24 protein-coding genes and 1 tRNA gene are annotated in these 23,359 nt (G+C 33.8%); 13 read left to right on the top strand and 12 right to left on the bottom strand.

Going from position 1 to position 23,359, the window contains the following annotated elements; genetic code table 11:
• Positions 1-112 precede the first annotated feature (112 nt).
• Entirely contained in the window at positions 113-751 is a 639-nt protein-coding gene (gene ribB / locus J3U24_RS01130; protein ID WP_220224838.1) for a 3,4-dihydroxy-2-butanone-4-phosphate synthase, read from the top strand.
• A 42-nt stretch (positions 752-793) separates the two neighbouring features.
• Here ribB and J3U24_RS01125 read toward each other — a convergent pair whose 3' ends face one another.
• From J3U24_RS01125 to J3U24_RS01115, 3 genes are read right to left on the bottom strand one after another with little or no spacing between them, the layout of a single operon-like run.
• Positions 794-1,894, bottom strand: coding sequence for a M20 peptidase aminoacylase family protein (locus J3U24_RS01125; RefSeq protein ID WP_267336989.1), 1,101 nt, complete (start codon positions 1,892-1,894; stop codon positions 794-796).
• A gap of 14 nt (positions 1,895-1,908) precedes the next feature.
• Positions 1,909-2,382, bottom strand: a complete 474-nt coding sequence (locus tag J3U24_RS01120; protein WP_065563280.1) for a YjiG family protein — start codon at positions 2,380-2,382, stop codon at positions 1,909-1,911.
• Positions 2,375-3,031 (bottom strand): nucleoside recognition domain-containing protein, encoded by a 657-nt coding sequence (locus J3U24_RS01115; protein ID WP_065734480.1) that lies wholly within the window; start codon positions 3,029-3,031, stop codon positions 2,375-2,377. Before J3U24_RS01115 ends, J3U24_RS01120 begins: the two co-directional genes overlap by 8 nt.
• Before the next feature lie 598 nt (positions 3,032-3,629).
• On the opposite strand from J3U24_RS01115, the gene J3U24_RS01110 reads away from it, so the two are divergent.
• The 4 genes from J3U24_RS01110 (at position 3,630) to J3U24_RS01095 (ending at position 5,731) form a co-directional block, all read left to right on the top strand.
• The gene (locus tag J3U24_RS01110) at positions 3,630-3,953 is read left to right on the top strand and encodes a DMT family transporter (protein WP_267336988.1); all 324 of its coding nucleotides are present in this window, start codon (positions 3,630-3,632) and stop codon (positions 3,951-3,953) included.
• 23 nt (positions 3,954-3,976) lie between these two features.
• Positions 3,977-4,291 carry a DMT family transporter gene (locus J3U24_RS01105; RefSeq protein WP_065563283.1) on the top strand — a complete coding sequence of 105 codons (315 nt, stop codon included), beginning with the start codon at positions 3,977-3,979 and terminating at the stop codon, positions 4,289-4,291.
• Positions 4,292-4,388: 97 nt separating this feature from the next.
• Positions 4,389-4,464, top strand: a tRNA-Lys gene (locus J3U24_RS01100).
• Positions 4,465-5,398: 934 nt separating this feature from the next.
• Entirely contained in the window at positions 5,399-5,731 is a 333-nt protein-coding gene (locus J3U24_RS01095) for a DMT family transporter (RefSeq protein ID WP_065563209.1), read from the top strand.
• 149 nt (positions 5,732-5,880) lie between these two features.
• Here J3U24_RS01095 and J3U24_RS01090 read toward each other — a convergent pair whose 3' ends face one another.
• A complete protein-coding gene (locus J3U24_RS01090; RefSeq protein ID WP_065563210.1) occupies positions 5,881-6,483 on the bottom strand; it encodes a peroxiredoxin C in 603 nt (200 codons plus the stop codon).
• A gap of 126 nt (positions 6,484-6,609) precedes the next feature.
• Positions 6,610-7,920: an ATP-dependent RNA helicase SrmB gene (gene srmB, locus J3U24_RS01085; RefSeq protein ID WP_267330230.1), complete on the bottom strand. Its 1,311-nt coding sequence runs from the start codon at positions 7,918-7,920 to the stop codon at positions 6,610-6,612.
• A 243-nt stretch (positions 7,921-8,163) separates the two neighbouring features.
• Here srmB and trmA point away from each other — a divergent pair, with 243 nt between their 5' ends.
• The 3 genes from trmA to J3U24_RS01070 all read left to right on the top strand — a co-directional run bounded on the left by trmA (position 8,164) and on the right by J3U24_RS01070 (position 11,692).
• Positions 8,164-9,264, top strand: a complete 1,101-nt coding sequence (gene trmA, locus J3U24_RS01080; protein ID WP_267336941.1) for a tRNA (uridine(54)-C5)-methyltransferase TrmA — start codon at positions 8,164-8,166, stop codon at positions 9,262-9,264.
• A gap of 351 nt (positions 9,265-9,615) precedes the next feature.
• The gene (locus tag J3U24_RS01075) at positions 9,616-10,302 is read left to right on the top strand and encodes a heavy metal response regulator transcription factor (RefSeq protein ID WP_065563213.1); all 687 of its coding nucleotides are present in this window, start codon (positions 9,616-9,618) and stop codon (positions 10,300-10,302) included.
• Complete coding sequence (locus tag J3U24_RS01070; RefSeq protein ID WP_267336940.1) at positions 10,280-11,692, top strand: heavy metal sensor histidine kinase; 1,413 nt, start codon at positions 10,280-10,282, stop codon at positions 11,690-11,692. Before J3U24_RS01075 ends, J3U24_RS01070 begins: the two co-directional genes overlap by 23 nt.
• On the opposite strand, the gene J3U24_RS01065 is transcribed toward J3U24_RS01070, so the two are convergent.
• The 5 genes from J3U24_RS01065 to J3U24_RS01045 all read right to left on the bottom strand — a co-directional run bounded on the left by J3U24_RS01065 (position 11,685) and on the right by J3U24_RS01045 (position 15,980).
• Complete coding sequence (locus J3U24_RS01065) at positions 11,685-11,885, bottom strand: YaeP family protein (protein WP_065734473.1); 201 nt, start codon at positions 11,883-11,885, stop codon at positions 11,685-11,687. The genes J3U24_RS01070 and J3U24_RS01065 overlap by 8 nt on opposite strands.
• A gap of 37 nt (positions 11,886-11,922) precedes the next feature.
• Positions 11,923-12,885 carry a lipopolysaccharide heptosyltransferase RfaC gene (gene rfaC, locus J3U24_RS01060; RefSeq protein ID WP_065563216.1) on the bottom strand — a complete coding sequence of 321 codons (963 nt, stop codon included), beginning with the start codon at positions 12,883-12,885 and terminating at the stop codon, positions 11,923-11,925.
• A gap of 2 nt (positions 12,886-12,887) precedes the next feature.
• Positions 12,888-13,928, bottom strand: coding sequence for an ADP-heptose--LPS heptosyltransferase RfaF (gene rfaF, locus J3U24_RS01055; protein ID WP_220224830.1), 1,041 nt, complete (start codon positions 13,926-13,928; stop codon positions 12,888-12,890).
• A gap of 11 nt (positions 13,929-13,939) precedes the next feature.
• On the bottom strand, positions 13,940-14,866 hold the full coding sequence (gene rfaD / locus J3U24_RS01050; RefSeq protein WP_065563218.1) for an ADP-glyceromanno-heptose 6-epimerase: 927 nt from the start codon (positions 14,864-14,866) through the stop codon (positions 13,940-13,942).
• Positions 14,867-14,984: 118 nt separating this feature from the next.
• Positions 14,985-15,980, bottom strand: coding sequence for a KpsF/GutQ family sugar-phosphate isomerase (locus J3U24_RS01045; RefSeq protein ID WP_267336939.1), 996 nt, complete (start codon positions 15,978-15,980; stop codon positions 14,985-14,987).
• Between the two features lie 249 nt (positions 15,981-16,229).
• Between J3U24_RS01045 and J3U24_RS01040 the strand changes: the two genes are divergently transcribed.
• From J3U24_RS01040 to J3U24_RS01025, 4 genes are all read left to right on the top strand, one after another.
• Positions 16,230-16,994 carry a DeoR/GlpR family DNA-binding transcription regulator gene (locus J3U24_RS01040; RefSeq protein WP_141673957.1) on the top strand — a complete coding sequence of 255 codons (765 nt, stop codon included), beginning with the start codon at positions 16,230-16,232 and terminating at the stop codon, positions 16,992-16,994.
• Between the two features lie 69 nt (positions 16,995-17,063).
• Positions 17,064-18,362 carry a four-carbon acid sugar kinase family protein gene (locus tag J3U24_RS01035; protein ID WP_267330234.1) on the top strand — a complete coding sequence of 433 codons (1,299 nt, stop codon included), beginning with the start codon at positions 17,064-17,066 and terminating at the stop codon, positions 18,360-18,362.
• Between the two features lie 74 nt (positions 18,363-18,436).
• Positions 18,437-19,438: a 4-hydroxythreonine-4-phosphate dehydrogenase PdxA gene (gene pdxA / locus J3U24_RS01030; protein WP_267336938.1), complete on the top strand. Its 1,002-nt coding sequence runs from the start codon at positions 18,437-18,439 to the stop codon at positions 19,436-19,438.
• 199 nt (positions 19,439-19,637) lie between these two features.
• Entirely contained in the window at positions 19,638-20,978 is a 1,341-nt protein-coding gene (locus J3U24_RS01025) for a GntP family permease (RefSeq protein ID WP_065563268.1), read from the top strand.
• Positions 20,979-21,032: 54 nt separating this feature from the next.
• On the opposite strand, the gene cmoM is transcribed toward J3U24_RS01025, so the two are convergent.
• Positions 21,033-21,800 carry a tRNA uridine 5-oxyacetic acid(34) methyltransferase CmoM gene (cmoM, locus tag J3U24_RS01020; protein WP_267330236.1) on the bottom strand — a complete coding sequence of 256 codons (768 nt, stop codon included), beginning with the start codon at positions 21,798-21,800 and terminating at the stop codon, positions 21,033-21,035.
• A complete protein-coding gene (locus J3U24_RS01015) occupies positions 21,790-22,527 on the bottom strand; it encodes a 1-acylglycerol-3-phosphate O-acyltransferase (RefSeq protein ID WP_065734458.1) in 738 nt (245 codons plus the stop codon). The genes cmoM and J3U24_RS01015 overlap by 11 nt, the downstream gene beginning before the upstream one ends.
• Before the next feature lie 86 nt (positions 22,528-22,613).
• Between J3U24_RS01015 and mnmD the strand changes: the two genes are divergently transcribed.
• Positions 22,614-23,327: a tRNA (5-methylaminomethyl-2-thiouridine)(34)-methyltransferase MnmD gene (gene mnmD, locus J3U24_RS01010; RefSeq protein ID WP_267336937.1), complete on the top strand. Its 714-nt coding sequence runs from the start codon at positions 22,614-22,616 to the stop codon at positions 23,325-23,327.
• Positions 23,328-23,359: the final 32 nt, after the last annotated feature.

Here is a 23,359-nt window from a genome sequence, read left to right as displayed (position 1 = left end):
TATGGTCAAGCACTTGCCCTGATTCTGGTATTTAATATATTTATAACTTAATGAATTCAAATTAATTAAGAATAAATATAATTAGTTTAATAAAACAGGATAGGTATTTACCATGAATCAGTTTAACTTAAATGAATTCGGAACACCCATCGAGCGTGTCAAAAAAGCAATCGCATCAATCAAAGCTGGATCTGGCGTATTAGTGCTAGATGATGAAGATCGCGAAAACGAAGGCGATATTATTTGGGCTGCACAAACAATTACAACACAACAAATGGCGCTAACGATTCGATATGGAAGTGGTATAGTTTGTCTATGTATGCCACAATCTTTTTGCGATAAATTAGAGTTGCCAATGATGGTTGCTAACAACACCAGTAAAAACCAGACCGCTTTTACTATTACTATTGAAGCTGCGAAAGGCGTAACAACTGGCGTATCGGCTGCGGACAGAGTCACTACGGTAAAAGCTGCGGTTGCAGATAATGCAAAACCAAGTGATTTAAATCACCCAGGCCATGTCTTTCCATTAGTCGCAAAAGAGAATGGCGTCTTGAGTCGTCGAGGTCATACAGAAGCTTCTGTAGATTTAGTTTCATTAGCGGGCTTTAAACCAGCAGCAGTAATTTGTGAATTAACGAATGATGATGGAACAATGGCTAGAGCACCACAAGTTGTCGAATTTGCTAAAAAGCATCAGTTACCAGTAGTTACAATTGATGATATTGTGGCCTATCGTAAATCATTATAAGCCTTTCAAGAAACCGCCGAAATATTCGGCGGAATAATTTACTTAACCCAAAACTTTTAAAGCACAAGTTTTAGTGATTTTTACACCATTTTCTAATGCTGATGTATCAAAAGTCATATCTGGATGATGTAGACCTGGTATTAAGTCAACACCCAATCCCCAAAAACCTGATTTTACATCTCTTTCACGAGGATAATTGAAGAAATCTTCTCCACCTGGGGTAAAAATAGGATCTTTTAATCCATCTTTGCCAAGCACATCTATAATAGATTCAGCAATAATTTTTGTGACTTCATCATCAATTTCAGCTGCTGGTATCTCTTTTGATACTTTGATATCAGCTTTAGCACCAATTGATGCAACGCTGAGTTCGATTGCTTTAAGTGTTTTTGCTTTTAAATCATCCATGGCAGGATTAGTTGGGGCTCTTAAATCCCAACAAACATAGGCCTCTGATGGAATAGCATTCGTTACACCTGCATCACATATACAACGCGTTGCTTTCACGCTATAAGTTAAGCTAGGCGCTAGATGAATAGTATTCACAGCTTGAATTGCCATAGTTGCAGCATCTAATGCATTTACGCCTAAATGTGGTCTTGCACCATGAGCAGGAATACCATGAATATTTACTTCAACTGTCGTTGAGGCTGAATAAAACATGGCAGCTGATGCAAAGCCTTTTGGGCATTCATCTTTAGGACGTACATGTAAGCCAATGATCATATCAACATCGTCAATAGCACCGCCTTCTATCATGGCTAAAGCACCTGAACCTAACTCTTCAGCAGGTTGAAAAATTAGTTTTAATTTTCCTTTTTTTAGATTACCTTCTTTAATGAGTTCTTGGGCTGCAGTTAATAACATTGATGAGTGACCGTCATGTCCACAAGTGTGTCTCGCACAGTGTTCACCATCAATGATATGACCTAGAGCATCCATATCAGCTCGTAATGCTAACACTGGACCGGGTTTTCCACTGTCATATTCAGCAACAATTCCTGTGGTATTGTTAATGTTTCGTGTTACTTTATAGCCAGCAGCTTCAAGTTTATCCGCGATATAGGCTGAGGTTTTAAATTCTTCAAAACCCAACTCAGGAATTTGATGTAAATAGTGGTAATGTTCAAGTACATTAGACATAGATATCTCCTTTATCACACTATAAATCGCATGATGATCATCGCAATTAAAGCATTAACTATACTGTTAAGCATTAATAGTGGCCAATATTTTTTAGGTACATCAGCAACACCCAATAAACGTCCCATATATTGTAATTGTGAGCCCATTAAGAAGATAGCTGGTGCTAAGATCGTGATATCAACACCACTTAAAATACCGCCAGAAATTAAATTTACAGCAACACCCGTACCTGCTGAAGCTGATAGCCAAGCGGTCAACAATACAGTTATAGCTTCACCCGGCAAACCAAATAGCCCCATAACGGGTGCAAATACTTCACCGATTAATTGCATCAAACCTAATCTTTTTAATATTTCCGTGATAACAAATGCCATAATAATGTTAGGCATTAAATTGTTTATTGCAATATTGAAGCCTTTGCGTGCACCAATAACGAAAATATCTAATGGATTGTTAGTCTGTTTTTGATTGGTTGAGTTATTCATTGATAAAATCCTTTTTATAAACTGAATTTAAAATCATGCGTACTAAAATCGCACCAACGAATTTCAATACAATCATAATGACCAATGGTGTAAATATTGCGACAGTCATTGAAGCGAAAAGCGCAGAACCAATAGAAAAATAGTTATTAATTAAGCCTGCTCCTGAATATTGCCAGGCGCTGATAATGATAAGATCTTTTTTACTGATCTGTTTTTCATCATACAACTCTTTAGTTAATACGGCTCCAGCGTCAGTACTTTGTAAATCAGTAATTAACGCAAGACCCGTTTTACCAGGAACCCCTAAAATAGGTTTAAGAAGGGGAGTTAATAGTTTGTGAGCAGCACGAATTGTACCGTAATGGGTAAAAATTTCTAAAACACCTAACGCAAGCATCACTGTCGGTATTAGTGATAAGGCAAAAATAAAGCCGGCTCTGGCGCTATTTCCACCTTCACCAACAAAAGTATTTTTTTCAGGGTGAAGCATCGTACCAAACTTACCACTTAAGCTGGTAAAATCAAATGCACCTAACCAAGCTTTTCCATCCACGTTATAAAATAGCCCGGAAAAAAACAGTATGGCAACAACTAGTGACACATAGGCCTTTATTCCGACTTTAAACTCATTGTCCGATTTATTTGACATTGTCTATTCCTTTTTGATTTATCTGACTTATTTTCTAATATAAATATTAAATAAGTTACACTTAAAGTACTTGAATTATTTTGATTTAAAATGAATTAAAATACTAAGCGACGTATTCTATATTGATTTAATTGAAAAAAAACCCCTTTCCTCAACTTTTTTTTAAAATTAGATAGATTTTATTCGTCAATTACGCGTTGAGTAAGATTGATCATTTGCTGGGTTTAAGGATAGGATCTAAGCTATATTAAGTTATCATTTTTGGTAATTGATTTAAGTTAAATGGATTAATTTTATTTCGGATTTTCTCTCAATTTTTGAGAAAGTTATTTAAAAGCATACAATTATCAATAATTCTAGGCTTGCCATTTTTCATCCGTCATTATAGAATTGTTAATAAATAGTAAGAAATAGCATTAAAGTGTTTCAGAAACTATCGATATTATATATAAGGTTGAACTGTTTCTCTGCATAAACATCATAATCTTTAGGTGGCAAATGTTTTAGTTTGCGAACCGTCTTTTTTTTCGTTAAGTCCATTAATGAAAAGATGAAATTAAGCAATTTAAATTGAAAATAAAAAAATAATGAGGTCATTATGTACAGCAGGAATAAAGAGTGGGCATTTGTTGTTCTCACCTGCTTTTTTGAATTGTGTTGGGTATTTGGATTTACTACTGCGAGCCAGTGGTGGCATTGGGTAATTGTTGTATTAGTCATTATTGTTGATTTTACGTTTTTAACTAATGCATGTAAGACTATTCCTACAGGCACTGTCTATGCAATATTTTCTGGTGTTGGCGCGATTGGCTCATTACTGATTGATATGGTTGTATTTGGCAAACAAATTAAACTGATTGAAATATTTTTTGTAGCATTAATTATCATTGGTGTTGTGCAATTAAAACGAGCTGATAGCTAATTAAGTAAAATTTGGATTGAGATATGGGATGGTTATTTATTTTAACTGCTGCAATTTTCGAAGTTATTGGCGCTATAGGTCTTAAGCTATACTCGCAACAAAAAAGCTTGTTGCGATTAATGTTTTATTGGGGCGGTTTTTTTGTTTCATTTATACTATTTTATTTTTCACTCAAGTATCTGGATTTAAGTATAGTTTATCCAGTGTGGGTAGGGTTAGGTACTTCGGGTGCGGTTTTGGCTAATATGCTCATCTTCAATGAACCGAAGAATTTCACTCGAATATTTGGTCTGAGTGTGATTATTATCGGTATCGTTGGTTTACATGTTACCGTTTAGTTGTAAATGAGTTTTCATTCTCACAATTATATTAATTTGAGAATAGAGGATTTGCATTAGAATATAAAGTTATATAGAATATCCCCACTAACTAAATGGGTTGTTAGCTCAGTCGGTAGAGCAGTTGACTCTTAATCAATTGGTCGCGGGTTCGATCCCCTCACAACCCACCATTCACCAGATTTATCCAATAAGATGATAATTCTTCTTCGAAAATAATTATTGATTTATTAAGGCGTTACATATACTATTTCTCTTTTATGAAGTTGAATCATAAATTTGTTATGATTCTTAATAACACGTTATAATTATTTAAGTATATAAATTTCAAATGTTTTCACTAACTACAGGCCAAGCAATTCTAATTCTGTTAATAGTTGCACCGTTTTATTTTTGGTATATCTATTTACCGATTCTTCTCATAGGTATTTTTTTGCTTTGTTTCAATAGAAAGAAGCGGGAAAATCAAAAAAATAGATTTTATTATAAAGTTGGTAAATTTTTAATTGGATTTATCATTGTTAGCTTAATTATTTCATTATTAAGCATTTTGTGTTTACTTAATAGCTGAATCATTTTTTGAGATGATGCTGATAAGATAAGAGTATTGAATGCTAATTGAAGTGCAGGTATTTAATTGAACTTGAACAATTTTTTCAATGTATGAGATTGAATAGACTACTAAAATCTTTTGGTTAAGTGTTTGTATTTTATCAAAAATAATGAGCAATTGTTGTGCTGAGTAACCTATTAAATAGTTCAGTTTGATTATAAAAAGTTCTGAATCAAGTGTATAAATCAATGAAAATTGATAATTACTTTAAGGGACTCATCACTCGAAAAGTAATATACTAAAAAGTAATCCGTTTTCTTTTAACTTTTTACTTTATTATTGAGGAGTGATATATTACATCAAGGTATTGAGTGGATGATAAACGTTATATGTTTAATGGGTATTTTTTTAATAGCTCTTTTCTGATCCCTCATACCCCAGCATTTATTCTATTTTTTCCTGAATTGTGTGTTTATTGAGTTTGTATAGATCATTTTTACACTAAGATTTATGGCGAGTCTTCATTTTATTTCAACTAACTTATGAGTCATAATATGAATTCATATCTATTACTTTTTATTGCGATTATTTGTGAAGTGATTGCAACTTCTTCATTAAAGCTTTCTAACGGTTTTACGCATTTAATGTATTCAATAATTACTATTATTGGTTATAGCGCGTCATTTTATGTTCTTTCATTGGCCTTAAAAACTATTCCTGTCGGTATTGCTTATGCGATTTGGTCGGGAATCGGGATTATTATTATCAGTTTGATAGCTTGGATTTTTATGAAGCAATCTTTAGATCTAGCAGCATTAATTGGTATGGGCTTTATTATATTTGGTGTGGTTATTATTAACTTATTTTCAAATGTTAGCGGGCATTAATATAAACATATTGCGTTGATAATAACTTAAATACTATATGAACGTTATCTGACTGTAGTTCGCGTTTGAACATAAAAAAACCGGAGTTGTTCTCCGGTTTGCGTTTTTCAAAATATTTCTAAGCTAATTATAATAGCTTGTTTCTCAACTTAGATTTCATTAGCGTGTTGTTTTAAGTAGCTAGCAACGCCATTTGGATTTGCTTGCATACCTTGCTTTCCTTTTGTCCATTGAGCAGGGCAAACTTCGCCATGTTCTTCATGGAATTGGAAAGCATCAACAATACGTAGCATTTCATCAATGTTACGACCGATTGGTAAATCATTAATTGTTTCATGACGAACAACGCCTGATTTATCAATAAAAAATGATGCACGAAGAGCAACACCAGCTTCAGGATGTTCAACACCATAAGATTGCATAATGCTATGCTTTATATCGGCAACGATAGGGAATTTCACTTCTCCAATACCACCTTTATCTTGTGGTGTGTTACGCCATGCATTATGAACATATTCTGAGTCCATTGAGACACCAATTACTTCGACACCACGTTTTTTGAACTCTTCTAAACGGTGATCAAATGCAATAATTTCTGATGGGCATACAAAAGTGAAGTCCATAGGCCAGAAAAATACTACGGCATATTTACCTTTAATATGCTCAGCTAAATTAAAATTATTTACAATTTCGCCAGTACCTAGTACTGCTGCTGAAGTAAAATCTGGTGCTTTACGAGTGACTAATGTCATAAAATTTTTTTCCTTGTGTAGCTAATGTATATACTGAATATGCGTTTTATTATATCAATCTTAGCCAATACGCCAAGTCGTTATCAGCAATTGATTTCATAAGTTTAACCTATGGTAAATAAATTATTATTCGGTTTTAATTATCGTTTTATTGGGTTTTCCCTTATTTTTAATGTCTCGGTGACGTTGTTTTAGCTTTTTCTTTTTAGTCTCTTCTTGCTTTTTAGCCGCATTTTTCTGTTTAGCTTTTTGCGAAGGTTTCTTTTTTGTTACTGGTTTAGGTGCTTTGGTTTTTGGGCGTAGTTCATCAATTGTTCTTAATTTGATAGGCTCACGAATATAACGTTCAATTTTTTGTAATAACTCATTATCGTGTGCCTCAATCAACATAATTGCTGTACCTTTTTTCCCTGCTCTAGCGGTTCGACCAATTCGATGTAGATAAACATCAGCCGTTTTAGGTGCATCAAAATTTATAACATGGGTAATATCGTTAATATCTATCCCTCTAGCAGCAACATCAGTTGCTACCAGTACGTTGACCGTGTTGTTATTCATCCGTTTGATGGCTTCGTTACGTTTGGCTTGAACCATTTCTCCTTCTAAATAACAACTATGAATTCCAGCTTGATGCAGCAGTGAAACCAATTCATGTACACGTTCACGTTTACGAACAAAGACGATAGTTTTTTTAACTTCTTTCTGCTTTAATAAGTGAGTTAACAACGCGACTTTATGTGTTAAATCATCAGCACGATAATAAAATTGTAAAATCTTCTTTCGTTCTTTTCGAGAAGGATCTGCATTGATTTCAATAGGTTCGTTAAGAATTCGATTAGCAAAACTATGTAAACCTTCTCCTTCTAACGTTGCTGAAAATAATAATGTTTGTTTACGCCAGCGTGTTTCAGCTGAAATGGTTTCAACGTCTTGAGCAAACCCCATATCTAACATGCGATCGGCTTCATCCAAAATGAGCATTTCAACTGCACGACAATCAAAATTTTCTTCTTTAATGTATTGTAATAGACGTCCGGTTGTTGCAATGACTATATCCTGATTTTTGCTGAAAACTTCGGCATGATTCATATAAGCAACTCCACCTGTAATCGTGGCTATACTCAAGTGTGTTGACTTGGTTAGTAGTTTTGCCTGTTCAGCTATTTGCATAGCTAATTCTCGAGTGGGGGTTAAGATTAATATTCTTGGAGGCCCAGGTTTTCGACGCGGAAAATCAAGCAGATGTTGTACTGCTGGAATTAAAAATGCCAATGTTTTACCGGTTCCTGTCGGAGCTGATCCTAGAACATCTTTACCGTCTAGGGCTACAGGGACAGTTTGTGCTTGTATTACTGTGGGTTCGTTAATGTTTTGCGCTTGCAGATTTTCAATTAAAATATCATCTAACTGTAAATCAGAGAAAGTTTGCGTTGTCATAGTGCTCTTCTAATCTATCATTTTGCCCCACATTATAACGGCAATCGCTATAACTACAATCTTTATCAGCAACCAATCATATTATATGAAAGTAAAAATTGTTTTAATTGCAGACGCTTTATTTGATAGGCAACTACTGGCGTATGAGCTTATCATAAGCTGGGGATTATGATAGAATTATGATTTTTAGAAATTATAAAATACTATTCACTCTTTATCAAAATTGATGGTCGAATTATAAATATGACAGAATCTTTTTCGAACGATAAATATAACCAGCAGTTACAAAATAAAATAATCAATTTAAAAACGATATTATCTGATTTTCAATTACCCGAGTTAGTGACTTATTCTTCACCTATTAGTCATTATCGAATGCGTGCTGAATTTAGAATTTGGCATAATGGTGATGAGCTTTATCATATAATGTATGATAAGAAGAAAAGAGTCAGAATAGATAGTTTTCCTATTGCTTCAAAACTGATTAACAAGGCAATGCAGTCGATTTTACCTTTAATTCAATATAACGATAATTTGCGTCATAAGCTTTTTCAAATTGATTATTTCTCTACACTTAGTGGGCAGTTATTAATAACACTTTTGTATCATAAAAAATTAGGTGACGAATGGATAATTGCTGCTGAGCGTTTAAAACAACAATTAGCTGAACTAGGGATTAATGCTAATCTGGTTGGTCGAGCAAGTAATCAAAAAATTGCCATTGATGCCGATTATGTTGATGAGGTTTTACCAATATTTGATAAGACTTTTAAATATCGACAAGTTGAAAACAGTTTTACTCAACCTAATGCGGCTATCAATATAAAAATGTTGGAATGGGCTGTTTCGGTAACTAAAGAGTCTAAAGGTGATCTTCTAGAGTTTTATTGTGGTAACGGTAATTTCTCTATTGCATTGGCTCAAAATTTTAATAAAGTCTTAGCAACTGAGATTGCAAAAGCTTCCGTCTATTCAGCACAACATAATATCAAAATCAATAATATTGATAATTTAATTATTGTGAGATTATCTGCTGAGGAGTTTACTTCTGCCATTAGGAAAGAGAGGGATTTTAATCGATTAAATGGTATTAATTTAGATGATTATCATTGTCAAACTGTGTTGGTAGATCCTCCTCGAGCGGGATTAGACGATAAAACGATTAATATCATTCAAAGTTATGATCGAATTGTCTATATTTCATGTAATCCTTATACTTTAAAAGATAATTTGCAACAACTTACACAAACGCATTATATAGAACATTTTGCTATGTTTGACCAATTTCCTTATACTGATCATATTGAAACAGGTATTGTATTACGTAAAAAGGAATATCAATAATATTCAAAAACGGTTAATCTGTTTTAAATAAGATAAATTTTATGCCAAATTAACTGTTTTATTCCAATTATTTCATATTAAGTGGTTTAAAAAGCAAAAAAAAACCCTAGATAAACTAGGGCTGCATTAAATTGCAAGGAATGGATGAAAGGAAATAAAACAATGAAACAATACTGTCTAGCCTCATGAATCATTGTGGTGCTACTATAGCAAACCTAAACAGACGTTTTAATGACTGCAAAATTACAAAATAGTCACTGAAATGTCATGATGTCATTTGACTTCCTAATATATCCTATAACTGCATTATGCAATTTCGATAACCTGATAAAACATTAAGGAATATTCAATATGAAATTGTTAGTTGTTGAAGATGAACAAAAAACCGGTGAATATCTTCGTCAAGGTTTAGTTGAATCAGGATTTATTGTAGATCTTACTGATAACGGACTCGATGGTTATCATCGAGCAATGACTGAAGATTATGATCTGATTATTCTTGATGTAATGCTGCCTGATATTGTGGGTTGGAAAATTGTACAGTCTTTGCGTGAAGCAGGGAAAGATACTCAAATTATTTTACTTACTGCAATGGGAAGTGTTGAAGATAAAGTGAAAGGACTCAATTTAGGCGCAGACGACTATTTAGTTAAACCTTTTTCTTTCGCTGAATTGTTAGCAAGAATTAAATCCTTATTAAGACGAAACGTTCCACAAGTCAATAATTATCAATTAAGCATTGCTGATTTAATTATGGACTTACCTAAACGAACAGTAACCCGAGGTGATAAAAGAATTGATTTAACGAATAAAGAATTTTTATTACTAGAATATTTTTTACGTTATCCCGGAGAAGTTTTACCAAGATCCCTTATTGCTTCACAAGTATGGGATATGAATTTTGACAGCGATACCAATGTAATTGATGTAGCAATTAGGCGATTGAGGAACAAAATCGATGCCGATTTTGAACCTAAATTAATTCATACAGTCCGTGGAATGGGATATAAATTAGATGTCTTGGATGAAGCAGAGTAACTTCATATCGTTTCGTATACCACTTATCGTATGCCTGCTAACCTGCGGGCTACTTTATTGTTTCAGTTATCTTATTGAACATACGTTTGAAAAAATTTCAATTCAGCAAAATGTTTCGGAATTGAATTCAGTTATTACCTCAATTGAACGTGAACTTACCTATTATTCACCCGATGAAAATCGAGATGAATTCTTTCAAAATCTACTACTCATTTTGACCGGTCATCATCATCTATTTGTTTATATCATTGATGATTCAGGAAAAATTGTGTATCGCACTCGTGGTCCTAATTTATCTATTGCTTTATCACAAGAAGATTTTGAACGATTGATTACCGAAAATAGTACGGCGATTTGGAATATCGATAAATCATCTTATCGTATCGGTGCTTCCAGAGTTCTACTGGATGAAGGGCGTCAATATACGACAATAGTTGCAGTAGCGCGCAATTTACAGCTTGAATTTATAAATCGATTGAGAAATGGATTAGGTTTACTAATTGCTATTTCTTGTGTGTTAGCATTGATTGGATCGTTAATTTCCATTTATTACACACAAAAACCAATTAATCGTTTAATTAAAAAAATTGAACGAATTAATATGAAAAGCTTAAATTATCGTATTTCAACAGCTTCGGTTCCTGTAAAATATGTGAGTTTGGTTAAGGCGTTTAATAATATGCTTCATCGAATGGAAGATGTCTTTGAACGACAACGCAATTTTACCGCAGATATTGCCCATGAAATGCGAACACCAATCACAAATCTAACGACACAAACGCAAATTGTTTTAAATAATGGGCGCTCTACAGAAGAGTACCGAGAAATTTTATATTCTAATTTAGAAGAGTATGAAAAAATGTCTCAGATGATCTCGGATATGCTTTTTTTAGCACAAGCCGATAATCATCAGCTAGTACCTAATCTTATCGATATAGATTTACATTCGATGATTAGTTTAATGTGTGAATATTTTGAACCTTTGACTGATGAGAAAAATATTACTTTTGAACTTGAAGGTAATTGTTCTCATATTCAAGGCGATAAAATGATGTTAGGGCGGGCGATAAGTAATATCATCTCCAATGCGATTCGTTATACCCCTGAAAATCAAACAATTAAGATTAAATTGGGTCAACTCACGCAAAAACGAATTCAAATTATCATCTCTAACCCTGGTAAAAAGATTGAAAGTCGTCATTTACCTCATCTTTTTGACCGCTTTTATCGAGTTGATGAATCGCGTCATCGAAATAACAAAGATAGCTCAGGTACCGGAATTGGTTTGGCTATTGTAAAATCGATTATCGATACACATAAAGGTCATATTTATGTTGAATCAGATGATCTGTCTACACGTTTTATAATCAATCTTCCGACCGTTATTTAACATCATAATCACTTATTAAGAGATTAGCTGCAGCGTATGCGGCTTTTTCTCTTAGATCTTGCGGTACTAGTTGATTATCGACTACTTCATTAAGTACCATCATTACCGCACCTAACGCATCTTCAATATAACCTAAATCATTACTGCCAATTTGAGCATATCTTTCACGAATTAGCTCATGATATTTGTTCATATTATTATCTTCCTATTTATTGAAACTCAAATACAATTTAAATAAACGCAGTTAACATTTGATAAACTTCATTGGATGTGATTGATTGCATCGTTTTATCTTTTGAAATGATGCTGTGTTGGTTTTTGCCATATCCTCCAATTAGGTTTGGATCGGTTTTTCCAAATAAAGTTATATTAGGACGATCTAGTGCCGCTGTTAAATGGCTTAATCCTGTATCTACTGACACTACAGCTTTTGAACCCGCAATAACCGTTGCGATTTCGTTAAGAGAAAGCTTTGGTAATACTTCAACGTGATTAAATCCTTGTGCTAAGCGTAAAGCCCGTTCTTGCTCATGAGGAGCTCCCCATGGTAGTTTAATCCTTAGTCCTGTTGGTTGAATTAATTTAATTAATTCTCGCCATGCTTCTTCTGTCCAGTGCTTTTCGTCGCGAGTAGTAGCATGAAGGAATACTAAATATTTCTGGTTATCATCAGGTAATGCAGTTAAGAAATGACGAGCAATAGCATAATCACCGATTGAATCAGGTTGCAAGTAATTAAGACTTTTAGCAAACAGCATCCGAACACGTTCTATGGCATGCATCTGTTTAGGGACATGATGTTTAACATCATAAAACCAACTAGCGATGGGTTCTTTGATGCTTTGTCGATCTAAGCCATGCTTAATACCTCGCGCTTTACGAGTAATTAAAAATGCGCTTTTTATTAAACCTTGTGCATCAATGATGCAATCATACTGTTGTCGTCTTAAATGTTCTATAAATTGGTGGCGTTCTTGACGAACCGTTTTAGCAAACCAGTTTTTTCGCCAACGCCTTATTGCAACTGGGATAACTTCATCTACAGCAAAATGCCAACTTGGAATCTGTGAAAAGTTTTCTTCAACTACCCAATCAAATGTAATATTTGGTAGATTGTTGGCGGCATCGGTTAAAGCCGGTAAAGTATGCAACACATCACCCATTGATGAAGTTTTAACAACCAATACACGCATAATTAATTACTCTTTTCACAGCGAACGATAAGTTTCATCAATGTTTCAAAAACATGATCGGGTTTTATATCAATTAGACTTTGATGATAACCTTGCTCACTATCACCTTTACGGACGCGGTGGTAGCCAGTAATGAGTCTAATGACTTCAGCTTTATTTGATAATGGGGGAGTAAAATCAGGGCTACTTGGTCCATAAAGTGCAACTAAAGGCTTATCAAGTGCAGCTGCAACATGCATTAAGCCTGAATCATTAGTGACAATTGCTTTACATGCCGCAATCAAGTTGATCGCTTGTTCTAATTTTGTTTGGCCAGCAAGATTAATACACTGATCACCATGCGCCATTTTGGCAATAATCTGTTCTCCAACAGCTTTATCTTTTTCTGAACCAAAGATAATAATTTTAGCATGTTGTTTTACTATCAAATCAGCCAATGCAGCATAGTGATAATCAGGCCAACGTTTAGCCGGGCCAAATTCAGCGCCAGGACAAAATCCAATTAAAGGAACATCTGTAGGAATATTAAAGTTTGATAATGCTTGCTCAACCTCATCCTTTTCAACACTCAGTTTTGGCCATAAAATTGGTTGAGGAATATCTTTTGCTGAATGGATATCTTGTTTAGGGTAGGCAAGGGCGACATAACGTTCGACCATTAATGGAAAAGCTTTTTTATCAAGTATGCGCATATCATTTAATAAACCATAACGCATCTCACCCTTCCAGCCAGTGCGTTTAGGAATTTTAGCAAAGAAAGGAATCAGTGCTGATTTAAATGAGTTAGGTAAAATGATTGCTTGGTCGTATTGACGTAATTCTTTTCCTAGCTGGTAACGTTTAGTTAATGCAAACTCCCCATGATTAATTGGCATAGCAATTGATTGATTGACTTCAGGCATTTTATTCAATAAAGCACGGCACCAAGCTGGTGCCATTACATCAATTTCAATACTTGGCTCTAGATGCTTTAAAGTGCGATATAAACTTTGTGACATCATCATGTCACCAACCCAAGATGGACCAATAATCAGGGTTTTCATTGTTGTTCCTCTTATTGCTCGTTTAACCATTTCATATATTCAGTTGTACCTTGTGCAACTGTTTTAAACTCAATTGGACATCCTGTTTTTCTAAATTTAGTCAAATCAGCTTGAGTAAAGCTTTGGTAACGTCCTTTCAGGTGTTCTGGGAAAGGAATATAATCAATTTCACCTTTTTGATGATAATTTAAAACTGCATCAGCTACTGATTGGAAAGATTCAGCTCGTCCAGTTCCACAATTAAAGATGCCAGAAACATTATTTTTCCAGAACCATAAGTTTACCTCAACGACATCTCCAACATAAATAAAATCACGTCTAAAATTATCACTTCCAGTAAATAATTTAGGTTTTTCCCCTTTATTGATTTGTTCATTTAAATGGAATGCGACGCTAGCCATGCTACCTTTATGGTTTTCCCGTGGACCATAAACATTAAAATAACGAAATCCACAAATTTGTGAATTTGCTTGTGGTAATATTTCACGGACATATTGGTCGAATAAGAATTTTGAATAACCATAAACATTTAATGGTTTTTCATAGGAACGCTCTTCAATAAAATTATCGCTCCGACCACCATAAGTGGCAGCTGAGGATGCATATAAAAAAGGAATATCAAAATCTAAACAATAATGGAGCAAATCCTTAGAATAATTATAATTATTTTCCATCATAAATTTGCCATCCCATTCTGTTGTGGATGAACAAGCACCTTGATGGAAAATAACTTCAATATCAAGATTTTCGCCAGATATTATTTCTGCTATAAATTCATCTTTATCCATATAATCAGCAATATCTAAATCGGCTAAATTTGAAAATTTAGTACCATCAGTTAAATCATCTACCACTAAAATATCTTTGTGCCCTAGATCATTTAATCCTTTAACGATATTACTCCCAATAAACCCAGCACCGCCAGTAACAACAATCATAATCACAACCTTTGACTAGTAAAAATAATATAATAACGATTTATTGGCAAATTTTCGAGTATTCATTTCTACATCTTAGTTTTGTTGCTAATGAATTTATGATAAAAAATGACACGATTTAATGGTATATATCAGTTATGTGAATCATACCTATGAATTTTTTATTAACATCAAGTACCGGTAAAACTGTTATTGGTCTTGGCTTGTGTTGTTCCATTATATTTAAAGCATCTGATACTGTTTGGTGTTGTTCAACTGTTACAGGTGTTGATATCATTAACTGAGTAACATTAATATTTAATAAATCTGGATAAGTCTTTAGCTGTCTTCGAATATCGCCATCAGTGATTATACCAAGTAATGCATTTTCCTTATTTACTATTGCAACTGCACCTATTCCAGAATTAGTCATCACAAAAATGGCATCAGAAATAGATTTTTCAGCAGTAATCGATACCTGTCTATTATGTTTTTCTACCAATTGCTTAACAGTCATTAAACGAATTTGCCCTAAACTTCCGCCAGGATGATAAAAAGCAAAATCATTTTTGGTAAATTTTTTAGCGTTCATAACTGAAATTGCTAAAGCATCACTTAATGCTAATTGGACAGTAGTACTTGTAGTTGGCGCTAAATTTAATGGGCATGCTTCATTAGTTATATGCGCATCTAAATTATATGTTGCAAATCGGGCTAACGTCGATGAAGGATTACCACAAATTGAAATTAGTGGAATGTTAATTTTTTGTATGGTGGATAAAATATTAAGAATCTCGGCTGTTTCTCCGCTATTTGATATCGCAATAATGGTGTCAAATTTAGTAAGGCTACCTAAGTCACCATGGATTGCTTCAGCTGGATGTAAATAAAATGATGGTGTTCCAGTACTCATAAATGTAGCTGAAAGCTTACGAGCAATATATCCTGGCTTTCCCATTCCAGTTACGATAACTCTTCCTGACGTATTCAAAATTAACTCGACAGCATTAAAGAAACTTTCGTTGATGGTATCAACAATATCCTCTATTGCAGCTGCTTCTTGTTTTAAAACTTGTTTCGCCATTTTTAAAGTTTCACTTTTAAGTGTCAAAAGGTTTGCAGATTTTGTGGTCATATCTCAATTATCCTTATTTATAAATTGATTTAATTGAATTAATTCTGTCAACAACGAATTAAACATGTTTAGAAATTGTACTAATAAAATGAAAAATAATTTTGATGATTCACAAAATACTTACGATGAAAAAGTGAAAGTTTGATTGGGATCACAATTGTTAAACTTGGTTGTGAAAGTGTTAAAAGATTAACATTTTGTGAATTATCTTATTACTACAATGCCCTCAAATTAATCGAGAAATTAACTATGAAACAAGAATTACCGAGATACAAAAGAATTTTAGAGTACTTAGATGAATATGATGTTGCCAATATCAATTCATTATCTAAGCTATTTTCCGTTTCGCATATGAGTATTAGGCGTGATTTAAAGCTTTTGCAAGAAAAAGGCCTAATAAAAGTATCTTATGGTGGTGAAATAAAGAGGAGTTTTTTAAATGGTACTCCTCTATATAACATCAAGCAAAATCGATTTTCAGAAGGAAAAAAGAAGGTAGGTAAAATTGCAACAGGATTATTGCAACCAGGAATGGTGATCTTTATTGATGCAGGCACAACAATGCGAGAATTTGCATTGAACATCAATGTTCCTATTACAGTTATTACTCCAGATTTACACGTTGCTCTTGAATTATCTTCCCATCCAGAAGTGAATACCATTATTTGCCCTGGTGAGATACAAGCGTCTAGTGCAGCCATTTATAACTCACAATCAATGAAGTATCTATCTGAACAGGTTATCGATTTGGCATTTATTGGCGCTGATGGTTTTAATCTTGAAGATGGCGCATTAACGACATCTCAAATTAAAGCTGACTGTAAATGGATGGCCTTAACCCGATCTATTCAATCTGTTTTGCTTGTTGACAGCAGTAAATTAGGACTTAGATGTCGATTTAAAATCTGTGATTTGAGTCGCTTTAATTACCTTATAACTGAAAAGCAATTTCCAAGTAATTTTGAAAAGCAATTATTAAAACAGGATATTAAATATATGTTTGAAGTCGTGTAACAAACTACCTAATGGTAGATGTATAAAAAGTTCATTAACTGAACTTAATTTTTGAGAGGAAGCAAAAATATGAAAGTAGCCGTTGTAGCTGATGATTTAACAGGTGCTAATGCCACATGTGCTTTATTAAGCAAAAAAGGGTTTAACGCGATCACTTGTTTGGAAAAATTTAATGAAGATCTTAGCAAATTTGATGTTATTTCGTTTGCAACAGATTCTCGTTCAATACCTTATAAAGAGGCATATTCGCGTGTTGTTGATTGCATAAATCAATTTAGTAAATATCAACCTTTAATTAGTAAACGAATTGATTCAACATTACGAGGAAATCTAGGAGCAGAAGTTGATGCCGTTATTGATAATGATCCTAATTTAATGGCTTTAGTTGTTCCAGTTTACCCATCGAGTGATCGTATCTGTGTAGGTGGTTCTTTATTAGTTAATGGCGTTCCATTACAAAATACAGCGATGCGTAACGATCCTAAAAATCCGATGACTGAGTCTTCAATTATTGAATTATTTCGATGTCAATCCCGTTATCCAGTTTCTCATATTGCACTAAAGGATGTTTTAGAAGGCAAAGATAGAATTGAGCAACGGTTAAAACAAATATATCAACAGGGAGGACGAATTGTCATATTTGACGCAACAACAGATACGGATATAAGCGTTATCGCTCAAGCAGCTAATAATATTAATTTGCCTGTTTTTTGTGTAGATCCTGGACCATTTACTGCGCAATTTGCAGATCTTCGTTATTCGTCTGAAAAAAAAATGGCAAACAAAGTCTTTGTTGCAATAGGAAGTGTTTCGGATCTTACTCAAAGACAAATTAAAAAATTGAGATATGACCGGAAAGTTTGGTTAGAAACAGTTTTAGTCGATGAATTAATTGAGATTGCAAAAGACACTAAGAAAGCTAAACCTATCGTCGATAAATTGTTAGAAAAAGTCGAACAATTTGATGTTATTGGTATTGATACAGTTGAAATGCCTGAGCATGTCTGTGACTTAAATAAACTCGCTACTAAACATAATATGAATAAGAGCGAAATTAGCAACACGTTAAATCAAGCCATTGCTGAAATTACTGCACAGGTATTACTCCATCCTGAATCTATCATACGTGGCATTTATACCAGTGGAGGTGATGTAACCGTAAATGTTGTTAATCGCTTAGGCAGTAGTGGGTTCTTGCTAAAAGATGAAGTAGAGCCATTAACGGTATACGGGCATTTGGTTGGAGGACAATGCGATGGTTATTCGATTGTAACTAAAGGTGGTTTTGTTGGTAATGATAATACTTTAGTTCATTGTATCGATTATCTGAGTACAAAAATTTCATCACATGAAAGTTTAAAGCATTAATAACCCTGAGTTAATTTAGTTAATAAATAAAAATAGAGTTTAATAAATTCTGAAAAAAGTTAAAGGAGTAAGACATGAACCATCGTAGCTTAATTGGCGTGCCTATGGGCGATCCAGCAGGAATCGGTCCTGAAATTGTTGTTAAAAGTATCGCTGCACCAGAAACGTATAAATATGGATGTGTAGTGGTAACTGGTGATAAAAAAGTATTAGAAGATGCCTGTAAATTCTCCAAAGTAAATTTACATATCAATCAAATAACTGATCTTTCACAAATACAAGATGAACCTAATGTTTTGAATCTTATTCAATGTGGCCAATTAAATTATGACACTTTCAAAATTGGTCAAATTGAAGGCCAATGTGGGCAAGCTGCATTTAATTATATTAAAGTTATAACCGAGCTTGCTATGCAAAAGAAACTTGATGCTATAGCAACTACACCAATCAATAAAGAGTCGTTAAAAGCAGGAAATGTTAATTATATCGGTCATACCGAGATATTAGCAGACCTTACTGGCAGTAAAGATCCTTTAACCATGTTTCAAGTTAGAGATTTACGAGTCTTTTTCCTAACACGCCATTTGGCTCTTATCAAAGCCATCGAATCATTAACACCAGAAAGAGTATGTGATTATGCTATCCGTTGTAATGAAGCATTAATCAAATTAGGTATTGATAAACCTAAAATGACCGTTGCAGGAATAAATCCTCACTGTGGTGAGCATGGTCTTTTTGGTCATGAAGATGATGATGTCCTATTACCTGGTATTGAGTTGGCTAAACAACAAGGGATTGATATTAATGGTCCGAAACCGGCAGATAGTGTTTTCCATTTTGCCATGGGTGGGGGATATGATGCAGTGTTATCTCCGTACCATGATCAAGGTCATATTGCAACGAAAATGGTTGATTTTCATCGTACTATTTCAATTACCAATGGTATGCCTATTCTCCGTACTTCAGTTGATCATGGCACAGCAAATGACATTGCCGGTAAAGGAATAGCCAATCCAGTTAGTTTGATTGAAGCAATTCGTTTAGCTGCGCTTTACGCACCAAATTTCAAACGTTAGTAAGTATTTATACTTATAACTATTTATTTTTCGATAGTGATTATCATTGTCGAAGGAGGGTTTGCATATGTCTAAAAAAGAAAATAATAAAAAATCACTTTATCCTTATGTCTTATTAAATGGCATTATTCTAGTGGTTGTAGGATTAATTGTTTTTTATTTAGGAAGTTTACATAGTATTGAAAAAAGTAGCTGGCGAATGGTAGCTGGTTTGCTTGTTGCAATAACTTTATTACTTTTTATGATTTTAAAAACAAGAATTCAAGCATTTCCTGCATTAATTATATCTGCTGTAATTACTGGATCATTAGGGGGAATGCCTGGTGAGTTTATGATAGCAACAATTAGTAAAGGCTTTGGTAACACACTTGGTAACATCGGAATTGTAATTGGTTTTGGTGTTATGATGGGGTCTGTTTTGCAGATGAGTGGTGCTGCACAAAAAATGGCTCAAGTTTTTATTAATTTATTAGGGAAAGGAAGAGAAGAATTAGCCCTAGTTATTATAGGATTATTAGTTAGTTTAGCTGTTTTTTGTGATTCAGCATTTATTGTCCTATTACCTCTTGTAAAAGCAATTTCTCGTAGTACAGGTAAGTCCGTTGTGGGACTTGGTTCAACATTAGCAATGGGATTAGTTATTAGTCATAGTATGATCCCGCCAGCAGTTGGGCCATTTGGTGTTGTTTCTCAGTTTGGTATTGGACTAGGTGAATATATGCTATGGGCAATGGTTGTAGCTATACCTATTACTATTGCTGGATTTATTTATACTCGTCATGTGGGTCGTAGCATTTATCAAATTCCAACTGAAGATGGTGAAAACTTCACACGGGAACGCTTAACTGTTACATCACAAAATATACAAGATGACCAACAATTACCAAGCGCATTAGCATCTTTTGCACCAATAGTTACTCCAATTATTCTGATATTAACTGCGACATTAGTTAATGAAATGAAATGGGATAACTCTATTGCTATTATGTTAAAAACTATCGGGCACCCAATTGTTGCTGTTGGAATTGGGCTATTAATTGCAATTATGGCCTTAACCAATTCATTCCCAAGAAAAGATGTTGTACATCAAATGGAAAATTCAATTCGATCAGCAGGTATTATATTGCTTGTCATTGGTGGCGGTGGCGCATTAGGAATGGTGTTGCGTGATTCAGGGACAGGGCAAATAATCGCAGAGTATATTGTTCAAATTGGAGTCCCAGGTATTTTGTTACCGTTGACAATCTCGACTTTGATTCGATTAATACAAGGATCAGGTGTGGTTGCAATGATTACAGCAGCAAGTATTACTGCCCCAATGATTGGGACACTAGGTGTAAATCCAATTATGGCAGGGTTAGGGTGCTCAATTGGATCATTTATGTTCTCTCACTTCAATGATGCATACTTTTGGGTGGTTAATCGTTCATTAGGGGTTACAGAAGTTAAAGAACAAATTAAAGTTTGGAGTATGACAACTACAGTTCTTTGGGCTGCAGGAACGGTTACATTATTAGTTGTTAATGCAATTTTCTTTTAAAATAAAAAAGGATAGCGTAAAGGAATATGCTATCCTTAATATCTTCTATAAATTTCAATTTAATAATTTTGCAGTAACTAAAATATATCTAGCTAAGTTAATATAAGGTTCGCTTTGGCAGTATTGTTTTTCAATTTCTAATAACTGATCAAAATGAGTTTCTGCTTTTGACTTATTAGTTAAATAGTCATGAAAGACTCGGATTCCTGTTTTATTCGTAATCTCAAAACTTTGTTCAATTAGCCATTGATACACTTGATTTGGATCACGAGGATAATCAGGCGATAAGGTTTTCTTTTTGCGTTTAGCAAGTCCTGATTGAGTATATCCAAAATTACCTAATGTCACCGTTTTAAATAATAGCCCATGATAGTTATAAAACATTAAAGATAAATAACCCTCTTTTTTTAGATGTCTTTTTAAAGATTGGATTATCTGTACAGGATCAGCTACCCACTCTAATACAGCATGGCAAATCACAAGATCAAAAGGTTGATCGATAAACTTATCAAGATTTTGAATTGAACAATGAATAAAGTTTAAGGTTAAATTTTCTTGCTGCGCTTGATGGCTAGCTAAATCCAGCATTTGTTTGGAAATATCACAAACAGTTATATTGTGTCCTAATTTGGCAAGTCTACACGCTATTTGTCCTTGACCACCACCAGCGTCAAGGATGTTGATAGGTTTAGGATATTTGGCTAATATGTTTTCAAGTTCTTGCCAAACAATAGCTTCTCGGATTTTGCCTTTAGTTGTACCATAAATATTTTTGGCAAATTTATGGCTAATATCATCAAAATTACGATCGTTAACAGTCATATTTATTATTTAATTTAGTTACTTCTAAATTAATCTGAGCAATTTTTTCTGACATTTGTTGATAACATTGTTCCATCAAAGTTCTTGCATCTTCTTTACGTAAATTTTTTGTCTCAATAGGCGAGAGCATTTCGACAATCATATGACCATTATTGAGGCGATTTAGCTTAATGTTATTCGTATCCGATACACAAATTGGCACAATAGGGACTCCAGCTGCAATAGCTGCTTTAAATGCGCCTGTTTTAAAGGGTAACAAACCTCGCCCTTTACTACGGGTTCCTTCAGGAAACATCCAAATTGATATACCACGTTTTTTTATTTCTTTAACGACCAAATTAATCGTATCACGAGCTTTTGATTTATTGTTACGGTCAATCAAAATATTTCCTGTAAGGTAATAAAGTTGACCAAAGAATGGAATCAAAGCAAGACTTTTTTTGCCTACTGTAACTGTTTTAGGCTGTACAATATCAGCAGCGACAACCATATCATAATTATTTTGGTGATTAGCAATAAATACACAGCTACCTAAATTTTCAATTTCGGGGTATTTACGAGTATCGACTTTTACTCCTAATATTGGTTTAAAGAAAAAGCTGAAAAGATGGGCAAATCGAGCCACATTTTTGGGGTTGCGAGGATTGAATAAGCAAAAAATAACGCCTAGTACACAAGTTAAAATACCAATAAATAACACGATGATTAAGCGAAAAAGAAAAACCATAATTTACCTCATAAGTTAACTTGGCGTATTATATACGTAATCTATAAGAATATACAGTTTGTTAAATATCGCTTTGAAGGATGTTTATGCACGAATCAACAATCATTTGGGATGAAAATCAAACCCCAATTTCTCGTTATTTTGATGATATCTATTTTAATACCAACGGCGCAATCGATGAAACACGTTATGTGTTCATTGAAGGAAATAGTTTATATGAGCGTTTTTTACAACATCAGCGCGAAAGCTTCACTATAGCAGAAACAGGTTTTGGTACAGGTCTAAGTTTTTTAATTGCTTGGCAAATGTTCAAACAATTTAGAGAGAATAAACCTAATAGTCCTCTTAAAAGATTGGATTTTTTTAGTGTTGAAAAATATCCTTTATCTGAAAAAGAAATGTCAAAAGTTCATAGTAAAATAATCAACAGTAATGATTCTTTGAGTTTACTAGCCAAACAATTAAGAGATTCTTTAAACGAGTCTCAAAGTATCGTTTTAGATGATACTCATTTAGTTATTTGTTATGACGATATCACTCACTATCCAAAGTTTTTAAAACAACAAAATTGTTTGATTGATGTTTGGTTTTTTGATGGTTTTTCACCTGCAAAGAATCCTGAAATGTGGTCGGAATCGCTTTTTAAAAAGTGCTATGACTTAACGAATGAAGGAGGTTCTTTTGCTACTTTTACAGCGGCAGGCTTTGTTCGACGTAATTTAATCAATGCAGGTTTTAATGTCAAAAAACATAAGGGATTTGGGGTTAAGCGAGAAATGCTTATTGGCAGTAAATCTTAATTTAGTTTGCCAATTTTGACAAACTAAATTAG

The organism is Gilliamella sp. B2785 (genome assembly GCF_026537005.1).
GTDB lineage: Bacteria > Pseudomonadota > Gammaproteobacteria > Enterobacterales > Orbaceae > Gilliamella > Gilliamella apicola_E.
This window is presented reverse-complemented; position numbering and strand designations above follow the sequence as displayed.